Here is a 13,818-nt window from a genome sequence, read left to right as displayed (position 1 = left end):
AGCAAAAATCCAATAACAGCAGAAAAGGCGCGGGTATTATACGCGGCTCATCTCATCAGACCAGCTTTTTCACCAACGCTTCGCTGTGACGAATATGGCTGGACGCGCGTTCGGGATCGTTTTGTACTAGCGCCATAAACAGCAGATCGGTCAGCGCCAGTTGTGCGCTGGTGGATGATATCGCCGCGCTACGCGTACTTTGCTCTTCGGCCACGGTATACAGACAAATGGTTGCACACTGCTGTAACGCATTTGGAGTGAAGCCGGTGAAGGCCAGCACATCGGCGCCTACCTGTGCCGCTTCCTGCGCCGCCAAATTGATTTCACGCCGTTCGCCGGTATAGGAAATTGCCAATAACACATCGCCGGGTGCCATTGCCTGCACGCTGGCCAGCAGCGCATGCATATCCTGTTCAGCCACCGCATTGATGCCGATTTTCATCAGCTTCCACGAGAAATCTTTTGCCACCAACCCGGATGCGCCAATACCAACCAGTAAAATACGATTGGCATTTTTCAACAGCTGCAACGTTTGCATCAGCTTCTCTTCGCTGTTGATATCCAGCGTGGCGCGGATCGCGGAGATCTTCTCGGTGAGCAGTTTCTCGCCCACCACTTTAAGCGGATCGTCGCTAAGAATATGATTGTGTACCGTAATCGCATCACGGTCGGCCATCGATTCGCTCAGCGCCAGCTTCAGCGCCGGAAATCCTTTATAGCCCAGCTTTTGCGCAAATTTCACCACGCTGGACTGGCTAACGCCGGCTTCTTCCGCCAGCTTTTGCGAACTCAGATGCCGTGCCCGATCCGGCTGCGACAGCAAAAAATCCGCCAATCGACGCTCATTTAGCGCCAGTCGAGGATAAAGTTGGCGAATTCGCAGCAATGAACTCATGGTTAGATCCTTAATTCAGCTTTCCAGATAGCGCGGAGCGCTTTGCACTTATGGTGCTGGCAGGCTTCGGCCAGATAACAACGCGCGGGCAAAGAGAATAAACTATTCAGCTGGCATTGTAGTCATTGGAATTAAAAATAGCAGTTTTCGCCCCGAACGCTGAAGCTGGCTACACTGTAGTGCAGAAACCGCGAAGGATAGAAAAGGAGTGTTGTTTGACAAAAGGTACGCAACGACGCGTGGTGTTCTTCGATCTGGACGGCACGCTGCATCAGCAAGATATGTTTGGCACCTTTATGCGCTACCTGCTGCGACGTCAGCCGATCAATGTGCTGTTGGTGGTGCCGTTGTTACCGGTGATTGGGCTCGGTATGCTGATCAAAGGTCGCGCGGCGCGCTGGCCGATGAGTTTACTGCTATGGGCGATTACTTTTGGCCACAGTGAAACGCGCCTGCGTCAGCGTGAAGCCGAATTTGCTGACTGGTTCCGCGAACGCGTGACCGCCTTTCCGGTGGTGCAACAGCGACTTACCGATTATCTCAGCAGCAATGATGCCGATGTCTGGCTGATTACCGGTTCTCCGCAGTCGCTGGTAGAAAAAGTTTATTTTGATTCAGCGTTCCTGCCGCGCGTGCAACTTATCGCCAGCCAGATGAAACCGGGCCGCGGTGGACGTTTGTTGGCCATGCGTTGCCTGGGGCACGAAAAGGTGGCGCAGCTGGAGGAGAAAATCGGCACGCCTCTTCAGCTGTATAGCGGCTACAGCGACAGCAAGCAGGACAACCCGCTGCTGTTCTTCTGTCAGCATCGCTGGCGCGTTACGCCGCGCGGCGAGCTGCAACAGCTGGAATAACGCTTCGATTCCGGCAGTAGCATCGCTATAATGCGCCGCCTTTGATGCCCGCAGGAGTTGCCCGGTGAACCCACAAACAGATGAATATTGGATGCGTTATGCGCTGGAGTTGGCGCGTCGTGCGTGGGAGCAGGGCGAGGTTCCAGTGGGTGCGGTGCTGGTGCAGGGCGATAACGTGATTGGAGAGGGCTGGAATCGTCCGATTGGTCAGCACGATCCTACCGCGCATGCGGAGATCATGGCGCTGCGTCAGGGCGGCAAAGTGCTGGAAAACTATCGTTTACTGGATACGACGCTGTATGTAACGCTGGAGCCTTGCGTGATGTGCGCCGGTGCGATGGTGCACAGTCGCATCACGCGATTAGTGTTTGGCGCCAAAGATGAGAAAACCGGTGCGGCGGGTTCTTTACTGGACGTTATTGGTCATCCCGGCATGAATCATCAAATCCAGATTGATTGCGGTGTGTTGGCAGACGAGTGTGCCGGGATGCTGAGTGACTTCTTCCGCATGCGTCGCGAGCAAAAGAAAGCGCTGCGACAGGCGCAGCGCAGCGGTTAATTCATCGCAATTTTCGGTTCGACTGCCGGGTAACCGGCGCCTAATTCCGCTTCCAGCGCCGACTGTTGTGCGATGCGCTTCTCTTGCTCCTGCAAATATCCCACCAAACTGATCTGATACTTACGAATATTCTCCACGTAGTTATAAGCTTCGTGGCCGCGTGCGTAACCGTAAGTGGTTTGCGTGTAGTAACGTTTCTGGCTCAGCATTGGCAAGCGCAGCTTCACATCTGCCCAGCTATCCGGGTTGCCGCCCTGTCTCGCCGTCAGCTTACGCACGTCCAGCATGTGCGCGTAGCCCATGTTGTAGGCCGCCAGCGCGAACCAAATGCGCTCATCTTCAGGAATCGTTTCCGGCACCTTTTCCATCATGCGCTTGAGATATTCACTGCCGCCGCGAATACTCTGCTCGGGATCGAGCCGATCGTTCACGTCAAGGCTGTCCGCAGTATTGCGCGTCAACATCATCATGCCGCGCACGCCGGTGGGCGAGGTGGCCTGCGGATTCCAGTGCGACTCCTGATAAGAGATCGCCGCTAACAAGCGCCAATCCATGGTGGCGGAATATTTCTCAAACAGCGGTTTGATATCGGGCAGCGTATTATCAATGGCGCGCAGGAAAGTACGCGTATCTACGTAATCGAAAGTGCCGACGTGACCAAGATACTTCTCTTCCAGCCGCGCCATCGCGCCTTCTTCACCCATTTGGCTATAGAAGTCGAGCATGGCCGCATTCAGACTGTCATCATCGTTACGCGGCAGATACCATGTCACCGGCTCTTCATCCGTCACATCAAATGCCACCGCCAGCTGCGGATGAATGCGTTGCAGCAAGCCAATGGTGACCGAATCACCCACGGTATAATCCAGCTTACCGTCGGCGACGGCTTCAAGCAGCGCTTTCTGCCCTTGATCGGTGGAGATCGCCCAGTCGAGATCGGGATAGCTGTCAGCTTTGGCGGAACGTAAAGTTGACAGATATGCCGAACCGGACTGCACAATCAGGCGGCCTTTAAGATCGCCGAGATTTTTCGGGCGAGGCTTATCAATGCGGTACACCAGCTGCTGCGACACTGAATAGTAGCTCGGGCCACTTTGATAGTGCGCAAGGCGTTCGCTGTTATAGATCAAACCGGCGGCAAGCAAATCCGCTTTACCATCATCCAAATCGTCAAACAGATCGCCAAGGTTAGGACGCACCTCAACTTCCAGTTTCACGCCAAGATAATCGGCGAAGCGCTTCGCCAGCTCGTAATCCATTCCGGCTGGTGCATTGTTAATGGTGTAGTAAGTCAGCGGAGAGTTCACCGTGCTGATGCGCAGCACTCCGCGTGATTTGATCTGTGATAGCGCGTCTTTTCCTCCCCCGTACCACGGGATGGAGGGCCACAGTGCTAGCGCAAGCAGCACGGTGATCAGACCGATAAACAGATAGTTTATTTTTAGGCGTTTCAAATAGTTGTCTCGTAATGGCTCACAGGCCTCTGTCTTTTAAAAGGCAGTATTTATGTTGTTTTAACTCCCAGAGCGACGGGCATTTTGCGCAACAAAAAGAGGCAGGGCAACTTTTATAGCAAGAATTGTGCAAAATTCAGCCAAACGCCAGGTGCCAGAATTTATGCGCAAACGGTTTCGTATCCTGTGCTGTTTCTCTATAATACCGCCCGTTTTCCCCTGTTGCGCCCAATGAAGCGTCGCCCGGCACTTCAAAGACGAGAGATCTTTAATGATGGAAATTCTGCGTGGTTCGCCCGCTCTGTCGGCATTTCGTGTAAACAAACTGCTGACCCGCTTTCAGGACGCTCACCTTCCAGTGAGTGATATTTACGCCGAGTACGTCCATTTTGCCGATGTCAGCGCACCGCTCAGCGCGGATGAACACGCCCGCCTGCAACGCCTGCTGAAATACGGTCCTTCTCTCGCCGAACATGCGCCACAAGGGCGTCTGTTGCTGGTTACGCCGCGTCCCGGCACCATCTCGCCGTGGTCATCGAAAGCCACCGACATCGCACACAACTGCGATCTGCCCCAGGTGTTACGCCTTGAGCGCGGTATGGCTTTCTATGTGCAGGCCCCCGAGCTGACGGAAGCGCAGTGGCAGCAGCTTGCCAGCCTGCTGCATGACCGCATGATGGAAACCGTATTCGCTGACCTCAGCGATGCGCAGCAGCTGTTTGCCCATCATCAGCCGCAGCCGCTGAAAAGCATCGACGTGCTGGGCGCAGGCCGCCGCGCGCTTGAACAGGCCAATACCACGCTGGGCCTGGCGCTGGCCGATGATGAGATCGATTACCTGCTTGATGCCTTTACTAAGCTGGGGCGTAATCCTAACGACATTGAGCTCTACATGTTTGCGCAGGCAAACTCCGAACACTGCCGTCACAAGATCTTCAACGCCGACTGGATTATTGATGGCGAAAAGCAGCCGAAATCGCTGTTTAAAATGATCAAAAACACCTTTGAACATAACCCTGAGCACGTGCTGTCGGCCTATAAAGACAATGCCGCGGTGATGGAAGGTTCTGAGGTTGGTCGCTTCTACGCGGATGCGCAGCAGGGCGAATATCAATTCCATCAGGAAGAAGCGCACATCCTGATGAAAGTCGAAACCCATAATCATCCAACTGCCATTTCGCCATGGCCGGGTGCCGCGACCGGTTCCGGTGGCGAAATCCGCGATGAAGGCGCAACCGGCCGTGGCGCGAAACCAAAAGCCGGACTGGTCGGTTTTTCGGTTTCGAACCTGCGCATTCCAGGCTTCGAACAGCCGTGGGAAGAGGATTTCGGTAAGCCGGATCGCATTGTCACTGCGCTGGACATCATGACCGAAGGCCCGCTGGGCGGCGCGGCATTCAACAACGAATTTGGTCGTCCGGCCCTTAACGGCTACTTCCGTACCTATGAAGAGCGCGTTAACAGCCACAATGGCGTAGAACTGCGCGGCTACCACAAGCCAATCATGCTGGCGGGCGGTATCGGTAACATCCGTGCCGATCACGTACAGAAGGGCGAGATTGTGGTGGGCGCCAAGCTGATCGTGCTGGGCGGTCCGGCCATGAACATCGGTTTGGGCGGCGGTGCGGCTTCTTCGATGGCTTCAGGCCAGTCAGATGCCGATCTTGATTTTGCTTCGGTACAGCGCGACAACCCGGAAATGGAGCGCCGCTGCCAGGAAGTCATTGACCGTTGTTGGCAGCTAGGGGAAGCCAACCCGATTCTGTTTATCCACGACGTCGGCGCGGGCGGTCTCTCGAACGCGATGCCAGAGCTGGTCAGCGATGGTAACCGCGGCGGCAACTTTAACCTGCGCGACATCCTCAGTGATGAGCCAGGCATGAGCCCGCTGGAAGTGTGGTGTAACGAATCGCAGGAGCGTTATGTGCTGGCGGTGGCGCCAGAGAAGCTGGCGCTGTTCGATGAGCTGTGCCAGCGTGAGCGCGCGCCGTATGCGGTGATCGGTGAAGCCACCGAAGAGCTGCATCTGAACCTCGCTGACAGCCATTTCGACAATAAGCCAATCGACATGCCGCTCGACGTGCTGCTGGGCAAAACGCCGAAGATGACGCGCGATGTTGCCAGCCAGCAAGCCAAAGGCGATGCGCTGCAGCGTGAGGGTATTACGATTGCTGATGCGGTGCATCGTGTGCTGCATTTGCCAACCGTGGCGGAAAAAACCTTCCTGATCACCATCGGCGATCGCAGCGTAACCGGCATGGTCGCGCGCGATCAGATGGTGGGTCCATGGCAGATCCCCGTTGCCAACTGCGCCGTCACCACCGCCAGCCTCGATAGCTATCATGGTGAAGCATTCTCCCTTGGTGAACGTGCACCGGTCGCGCTGCTCGACTTCGCGGCTTCCGGTCGCCTGGCGGTAGGCGAAGCGCTGACCAACATCGCAGCCACCTCAATTGGTTCACTGCAACGCGTCAAGCTATCTGCGAACTGGATGGCCGCAGCCGGCCACCCGGGAGAAGATGCTGGTTTATATGCCGCAGTGAAAGCGGTTGGCGAAGAGCTGTGTCCGGCGCTGGGTATCACTATCCCAGTAGGCAAAGATTCGATGTCGATGAAAACCCGCTGGCAGCAAGGCACCGAGCAGCGTGAAATGACCTCGCCGTTGTCATTAGTGATCACCGCGTTTGCGCGCGTTGAAGATGTGCGTCGCACCGTCACGCCGCAGCTGCAGGCCGATCAAGACAATCTGCTGCTGCTGGTGGATCTGGGTAACGGCGCTAATACCTTGGGCGCAACCGCGCTGTCGCAGGTTTATCGCCAACTTGGCGACAAGCCAGCCGATGTGCGTGATGCCACTCAGCTGGCTGGCTTCTTCAATGCTATTCAGGCGCTGGTGGCCGAGCAGAAACTGCTGGCCTACCACGATCGTTCCGACGGCGGCCTGCTGGTGACGCTGGCAGAAATGGCCTTCACCGGACACTGCGGTATCGACGTTGATATCGCCGCGTTGGGCAGCGATGCTTTGGCAGCGCTGTTCACCGAAGAGCTGGGCGCGGTACTGCAAATCAACGCCGCTGATCGCGCGGCAGTGGAGCAGGTGTTCGCTGACCACGGCCTGAGCGCTAACGTGCACGTGATGGGTAAAGCGCTGCCGGGCGACCGCTTCGTGATCCGTTCTGGCGACAGTGCGGTGTACAGCGAAAGCCGCACCACGCTGCGTACCTGGTGGGCAGAAACCACCTGGCAGATGCAGCGTCTGCGTGATAACCCAGCCTGTGCCGATCAGGAGCATGAAGCGAAGAAAGATGACAAGGACCCAGGTCTGAACGTGCATCTAACCTTTAAGCCAGAAGAGGACGTTGCGGCACCGATGATCGCCACCGGCGCGCGTCCGCGTGTGGCGGTGCTGCGTGAGCAGGGCGTCAACTCCCACGTGGAGATGGCGGCGGCCTTCCATCGCGCTGGCTTTACTGCGGTTGACGTGCACATGAGCGATCTGCTGGCCGGTCGTCGCGGCCTGGAAGAGTTCCAGGCGCTGGTTGCGTGCGGTGGTTTCTCTTACGGTGACGTGCTGGGTGCGGGGGAAGGTTGGGCCAAATCCATCCTGTTCAACGGCCGCGTACGTGATGAGTTTGAGAACTTCTTCCATCGTCCACAAACGCTGGCGTTGGGCGTGTGTAACGGCTGCCAGATGATGTCGAACCTGCGTGAACTGATTCCAGGCAGCGAACTGTGGCCACGCTTTGTACGTAACCAGTCCGAGCGTTTCGAAGCGCGTTTCAGCCTGGTCGAAGTGGCGGCGAGCCCATCGCTGCTGCTGGACGGCATGGTAGGATCGCACATGCCCATCGCCGTATCACACGGCGAAGGTTTTGTCGAAGTGCGTGACGGTGCGCATCTGGCACAGCTGGAGAGCAAAGGTCTGGTGGCGCTGCGCTTCGTCGATAACTTTGGCAAAGTGACGGAGCGCTATCCGGCGAACCCGAATGGCTCTCCAAACGGCATCACCGCAGTCACCAACGAAAGCGGTCGTGTGACCATTATGATGCCGCATCCTGAGCGCGTGTTCCGCACCGTGAGCAACTCATGGCACCCGGCAGAGTGGGGCGAAGACAGCCCGTGGATGCGTATCTTCCGCAACGCACGTAAGCAATTGGGCTAAGCGTTAATCTTGAGTTGTTATGCTGGTGCGCACCAATGCGCACCTTACAAGGCCGCCTAACCGCGGCCTTTATTTTTTTGTAGGGTCGCCATTAATGGTGACCTGGCTAAAAACCGCACAAGTATGCAAGCTGTCGGAAAAAGGCGACAATCCCGCCATGTCAGTGTCGTCAAAAGGTGACATTTAACCCATTGATTTATAATGTTGAAAAATGAGGGCTCTTAACGCGTTGCTAATTGGCGACACTTGTATCTGACCAATCGGTCCGCTTTACCGACAATTCTCGCTGCCTTGTTGGCACTCCTCTGATAATCAACACTATTTATTTTCTGGCACGATACTTGCTATACTCACATCGTGGCTCATTCTCCTGTTTATGATTGCCCCGCTTCGGCGGTTGAGCTCATAAAAACTGAATGACGCACCAAACGGAGCCTGTCGTCCACCTCACCGATAATCGCTTGCTTTGCAACGTTATCAAACATCGGACGCAACGTTGAGTTAGGCTCCACCTATTTTGCAAGCGATGCTGCGGCGTCGCTCTCACGGCAGGCCAAAAGGCCTGCCGTTTTCATATCCGGCCTTTCTTCCGTTTTGATACTTCGCTAGCATGCCTGCAGCTCACATTTAAGGAAGCGCGGTTGTGAAGAAATGGCGTTTGTTCCCCCGATCCCTGCGGCAGTTGGTGTTGATGGCCTTTCTGCTGGTACTACTACCATTGCTGGTGCTGGCATGGCAAGCGTGGGAAAGCCTCTCGGCGCTGAGCAATCAGGCGGCGGATACCAACCGCAATACCTTCACCGACGTTCGTCGTAGCGAGGCAATGGCGCGTACCGCCCTTGAGCTGGAGCGTAGCTATCGCCAATATTGCGTATTAGGTGATGTGTCACTGGCGAAGCTATATCAAACGCAGTGGACGCGCTACGGCCAGATGCTGAGCAGCCACGCCGCCAGTTTGCCCGATCTTCCCTCTTTTAAAGTGCTGCAAACCACTTTGCCGCAGTTGCAGCAGATGCAATGCGATAACGGGAATCCCGAAGCTCAGGCTGGTAGTGCGCTGGAACGATTTTCCAACGCCAACACGCAAATGGTTCAGGCGACGCGTGAAGTGGTGTTTTCGCGCGGCCTCCAACTGCAGCGTGAAATTGCCGATCGCGGTCAGTTCTTTGGCTGGCAGGCACTGATTCTCTTCCTGATTAGCCTGGTGCTGGTTTTGCTGTTTACCGGCATGATCATTGGCCCAGTAAAACGTGTTGAGCGCATGATTAATCGTCTGGGCGAGGGCAGATCGCTGGGTGATAGCGGCAGTTTTCGTGGCCCGCGCGAGATTCGCTCGCTGGGACAACGCATTGTCTGGTTGAGTGAGCGTCTGAGCTGGCTGGAAGCGCAGCGCCATGAATTTTTGCGCCATCTCTCCCATGAACTGAAAACGCCGCTCGCCAGCCTGCGCGAAGGGACAGAACTCCTGGCCGATCAGGTCGCTGGACCGCTGAATGCCGAGCAGCAGGAAGTGGTGGCGATACTCGATACCAGCAGCCGTCATTTACAGCGGCTGATTGAACAATTGCTGGATTACAACCGCAAGCTGGCCGATGGCCCCCTGACGCTGGAACCGGTTGCGTTAAATGACATCATCGCTGCGGTGCTGAAAGTACATTCACTGCCGGCTAACGCGCGAGCACTGACAACGCACGTAGATTTGCAAGTTCATCACTGCTTGGCGGAAGCCACGCTGCTGCAGCGCGTCATTGATAACCTCTATTCGAACGCCGTGAACTACGGCAGTGAATCCGGTAACATCTGGCTGCAGAGCCAGCAGAAAGGCAACCAGGTGTGGATTGAGGTGGCAAACACCGGCACACCAATTCCGGCTGAAGAGCAGGCGATGATTTTCGAGCCCTTTTATCAGGGCAGCCAACAGCGTAAAGGGCCGGTTAAAGGCAGTGGGCTAGGTTTAAGCATTGCCAAAGATTGCCTGCGCAGGATGCAAGGTGATTTGCAGTTGGTAACGCGCAAGGATGCGGATGTCTGTTTTCGTATAATTTTGACGACCAGCGCCGGGAATGCCTGATTAATGAAATTAACCCTATGCAAATTTGTGAGCTGTGCATTGCTGGCGTTGGGCCTTAGCGCCTGCCAGGCCCCCTCACGCGATCCTGCGCAGCATAATGGCGCCAGCTTGCCTGAGCCGGACGTGCGTCTGCCCGATTATCTGGCGACCGATTGCCAAAACCTGTGGCAAATCGAAACGCCAGCCGCTGTAAGTAACCCGCTTTACTGGCAGCGTGCCATTGATTGTGCAGAGCGCTTATCACCTGCTGAAGCGCGCGCCGAAGCGCGTCGCTGGCCGGTACAGGGATGGGCGCGCGCCTTTAAGCAAGGCATCTTACTGTCGAACGGCAACGTAACGCCGGTTGAGCGCCGCACTTATGTCGATACCTTAGATAGTTACGGCACCTTTTATCCGGCGTCAGTTCGGCCGTTGCTGCAGCTGTGGCGCAGTAATCAAGCGGCCCAGCTGCAGCTGAGTGAAGCGCGTGGACGTTACGCTGCCCTGCAGCAGAGTAATGATGCTGAAATGGATAACCTGCGCCAGCAGCAAACCAAAATGCGTCAGTCGCTGGTGGATACCCAACGCAAACTCGAGCGTTTAACGGATATTGAACGCCAGTTGTCATCGCGCAAAGCCGCAGACAGCAGCGACACATCGCACGGTAGCGATGTGCAAAGTGAGGATCAGTAATCATGAAACAAGCCGCACGCTTACTGCTGGTGGATGACGATCCGGGCTTACTGAAATTGCTTGGTATGCGTCTGAGCAGTGAAGGTTATCAGGTGGCGACGGCGGCCAGTGGCCCGGAAGCGTTGCGTCATCTGCAAAAAGAGAAGGTCGATTTAGTGATAAGCGACCTGCGCATGGATGAGATGGACGGTCTGGCTCTGTTCGGCGAAGTCCAGAAACGTCACGCGGGATTACCGGTCATCATCCTCACCGCCCACGGTTCGATTCCGGAAGCCGTCTCGGCGACCCAGCAAGGCGTGTTTAGCTTTCTGACAAAACCGGTGGACCGTGATGCGCTCTACAAAGCGATTGATGAAGCGCTGGCGCAGCGTGCGCCCATCGGCGATGAGGGATGGCGTGAAGCGATTGTGACGCGTAATCCGCAAATGCTGCGCCTGCTGGAGCAGTCACATATGGTGGCGCAATCCGACGTCAGTATTTTGATCAATGGTCAAAGCGGCACCGGTAAAGAGGTATTGGCGCAGGCGATTCATGCGGCCAGCCCGCGCGCGACAAAACCGTTTATTGCGATTAACTGCGGCGCGCTGCCGGAGCAACTGCTGGAATCTGAGCTGTTTGGCCACGCCAAAGGCGCGTTTACCGGTGCCGTTAGCGCACGCGAAGGCTTGTTCCAGGCTGCGGAAGGCGGCACGCTATTCCTTGATGAAATTGGTGATATGCCGCAGGCGCTACAGGTGAAACTGCTGCGTGTTCTGCAGGAGCGCAAAGTGCGCCCGCTAGGCAGCAACCGCGATTTAACTATTAATGTGCGTATTATTTCGGCGACGCATCGCGACTTGCCGAAAGCGATGGAGAAAAAAAGTTTCCGCGAGGATCTTTACTATCGCCTCAATGTGGTAAATCTCAGAATTCCCGCGCTGCATGAGCGCGCGGAAGATATCCCGCTCTTGGCCAATCATCTGCTGCGTCAGTCCGCCGATCGCCATAAACCCTTTGTGCGCAGTTTCTCTGTCGATGCCATGAAACGGCTGGTGGGCGCGTCGTGGCCGGGTAATGTACGCCAGCTGGTGAATGTGATTGAGCAGTGCGTAGCGCTAAGTACCGCACCGGTGATCGGGGATGCGCTAGTGGAGCAGGCGCTGGCCGGAGAAAATACTGCGTTGCCTACTTTCGTTGAGGCACGCAATCAATTTGAGCTGAACTATCTGCGCAAGCTGCTGCAGATGACCAAAGGAAATGTGACTAACGCCGCGCGTCTGGCTGGACGTAACCGTACTGAATTCTATAAGCTGCTGTCGCGCCATGAATTGGACGCCAGCGAATTTAAAGAGTAGCTTGCTGCGGCAGCGTCAGGAACAATTATACTAACGGTATCCGTCCATCATGGAGGGAGTTAAATAGGATCTGTCATGAAAAAGATCGATGCAATTATCAAACCATTCAAACTCGATGATGTACGTGAAGCTTTAGCCGAGGTAGGCATCACCGGGATGACCGTCAGTGAAGTGAAAGGTTTTGGGCGTCAGAAGGGCCATACTGAACTGTATCGCGGTGCCGAGTACATGGTCGATTTTCTGCCAAAGGTGAAAATCGAAATGGTGGTGGGTGACGACATCGTCGACACCTGCGTAGAAACCATTATGAAAACCGCGCAAACCGGCAAAATTGGTGATGGCAAAATCTTTGTCTTCGACGTGGCGCGCGTGGTACGTATTCGTACCGGTGAAGAGGACGAAGAGGCAATTTAAGCCCCTCCGCGCATTACCTGAAAAAGCCTGCCTTGCGCAGGCTTTTTGTTTTACAACACTTTGTGTGGGCCAAACACTTCGTAGTGAATGCGATCGGCGTTTACACCCGCATCAATTAACTGACGTGCGACAAACTGCATGAACGACAGCGGGCCGCAGATCCAGAATTGACGATCGGCCTGATTGAGTGCGGAAGAGATACTCGCCAGATCCATCAAGCCTTGCGCATCAAAGCGCCCGGCATCGGTGGCTGCCGGCTGGCGATACCAGATGTGTGGCGTGAAGTTTGGCAGACGTGCACCGAGTGCCTGCACTTCTTCAGCAAAGGCATGTTGTGAACCCGCTTCAGCCGCGTGCAGCCAGTTGACTGCGGCAGGGTGTTGTTGCTCGGCAAGATTTGCCAGCATCGCCAGCATGGGCGTTTGACCAACGCCAGCCGAAATCAGCGTAACGGGCGTCGTAGGGTGCGCCTGCAGGAAGAAATCGCCAGCTGGCGCAGCGCACTGCACGATATCTCCGACCCGCGCGTTATCGTGCAGCCAGCCCGAGACGCTGCCTAAGGCTTCGCGCTTCACGGCAATTCGATAAAATTTGCCGTTAGGCTGATGCGTTAAAGAATACTGGCGGTGCTGGATATTTTCACTGCCCGCTGGATGCAGGCTAATGGCCAGATATTGGCCGGGCAGAAAGGCCGCCACCGGCATGCCATCATTTGGCACCAGCTCAAAGCTTTTGATCACGGAGCTTTCCTGTTTGATGGCGCGAATACGGAAATCACGCGCGCCGCGCCAGCCGCCTATTTTCTCTTCGGATTCACGATAAATGGCTTCTTCTCGCTGAATAAACACATCCGCCAGCACGCCATAAGCTTTACCCCACGCGGTTAGCACCTCTTCACCCGGATGCAGCAGCTCATCAATGGTTGCCAGCAAATTTTCTCCGACGATGGCGTACTGATCGGGCTGAATATTTAAGCTGGCATGCTTCTGGGCAATTTTTTCTACTGCAGGCAGCAGTACGGCCAGATTTTCCAGATTGCTGCCATAAGCGACGATCGCATTGAACAGCGCTTCCCGTTGATTACCACTGCGTTGATTGTTCATGTTGAACACATTTTTCAATTCGGGATGCTGCGTTAGCAGGCGCTGATAAAAATGGCCGGTAAGCTGGGGGCCGATTTGCGCTATAGCAGGCAATGTCGATTTGATAATGGCGATAGTTTGGGCATCAAGCATGGTGAAATCCTTAGGGTGAATTTAAACATGTATTTTAAATGCATCTTAAGTTCAATCTAAGCGCCTGTAAATCCCTCGTAATGCTTAAGGATTAAGCAAAAAAGGTGCGGGCTGGGCCGCAAACCTGAAATTTTATCGGGATTAGAGTGAGGAAATATCATGATTTAC

At 55.3% G+C, this 13,818-nt stretch carries 10 protein-coding genes; 7 read left to right on the top strand and 3 right to left on the bottom strand.

Features of this window, described 5'->3' with window-relative positions; translation table 11 throughout:
* Positions 1 to 55 precede the first annotated feature (55 nt).
* Positions 56 to 895, bottom strand: a complete 840-nt coding sequence (locus AC07WB_RS14400; RefSeq protein WP_097096403.1) for a MurR/RpiR family transcriptional regulator — start codon at positions 893 to 895, stop codon at positions 56 to 58.
* Between the two features lie 215 nt (positions 896 to 1,110).
* Here AC07WB_RS14400 and yfhb point away from each other — a divergent pair, with 215 nt between their 5' ends.
* Entirely contained in the window at positions 1,111 to 1,749 is a 639-nt protein-coding gene (yfhb, locus tag AC07WB_RS14395; protein WP_097096404.1) for a phosphatidylglycerophosphatase C, read from the top strand.
* A 64-nt stretch (positions 1,750 to 1,813) separates the two neighbouring features.
* The gene (gene tadA / locus AC07WB_RS14390; RefSeq protein WP_097096405.1) at positions 1,814 to 2,308 is read left to right on the top strand and encodes a tRNA adenosine(34) deaminase TadA; all 495 of its coding nucleotides are present in this window, start codon (positions 1,814 to 1,816) and stop codon (positions 2,306 to 2,308) included.
* Here tadA and mltF read toward each other — a convergent pair.
* Entirely contained in the window at positions 2,305 to 3,762 is a 1,458-nt protein-coding gene (gene mltF / locus AC07WB_RS14385) for a membrane-bound lytic murein transglycosylase MltF (protein WP_494940712.1), read from the bottom strand. The genes tadA and mltF overlap by 4 nt on opposite strands.
* Positions 3,763 to 4,033: 271 nt before the next feature.
* Between mltF and purL the strand changes: the two genes are divergently transcribed.
* From purL to glnB, 5 genes are all read left to right on the top strand, one after another.
* Positions 4,034 to 7,924: a phosphoribosylformylglycinamidine synthase gene (gene purL / locus AC07WB_RS14380; protein WP_345828709.1), complete on the top strand. Its 3,891-nt coding sequence runs from the start codon at positions 4,034 to 4,036 to the stop codon at positions 7,922 to 7,924.
* A gap of 643 nt (positions 7,925 to 8,567) precedes the next feature.
* Positions 8,568 to 9,995: a sensor histidine kinase gene (locus AC07WB_RS14375; RefSeq protein WP_494940711.1), complete on the top strand. Its 1,428-nt coding sequence runs from the start codon at positions 8,568 to 8,570 to the stop codon at positions 9,993 to 9,995.
* Between the two features lie 3 nt (positions 9,996 to 9,998).
* Positions 9,999 to 10,667 carry a two-component system QseEF-associated lipoprotein QseG gene (gene qseG, locus AC07WB_RS14370; protein ID WP_345828713.1) on the top strand — a complete coding sequence of 223 codons (669 nt, stop codon included), beginning with the start codon at positions 9,999 to 10,001 and terminating at the stop codon, positions 10,665 to 10,667.
* Between the two features lie 2 nt (positions 10,668 to 10,669).
* Positions 10,670 to 12,001: a two-component system response regulator GlrR gene (glrR, locus tag AC07WB_RS14365; protein WP_097096410.1), complete on the top strand. Its 1,332-nt coding sequence runs from the start codon at positions 10,670 to 10,672 to the stop codon at positions 11,999 to 12,001.
* 75 nt (positions 12,002 to 12,076) lie between these two features.
* Positions 12,077 to 12,415 carry a nitrogen regulatory protein P-II gene (glnB, locus tag AC07WB_RS14360; RefSeq protein WP_007886217.1) on the top strand — a complete coding sequence of 113 codons (339 nt, stop codon included), beginning with the start codon at positions 12,077 to 12,079 and terminating at the stop codon, positions 12,413 to 12,415.
* Between the two features lie 50 nt (positions 12,416 to 12,465).
* On the opposite strand, the gene hmpA is transcribed toward glnB, so the two are convergent.
* On the bottom strand, positions 12,466 to 13,650 hold the full coding sequence (gene hmpA / locus AC07WB_RS14355; protein WP_494940710.1) for an NO-inducible flavohemoprotein: 1,185 nt from the start codon (positions 13,648 to 13,650) through the stop codon (positions 12,466 to 12,468).
* Between the last annotated feature and the right edge of the window lie 168 nt (positions 13,651 to 13,818).

Source organism: Pantoea sp. GW821-FHT03E06, assembly GCF_059420725.1.
This window is presented reverse-complemented; position numbering and strand designations above follow the sequence as displayed.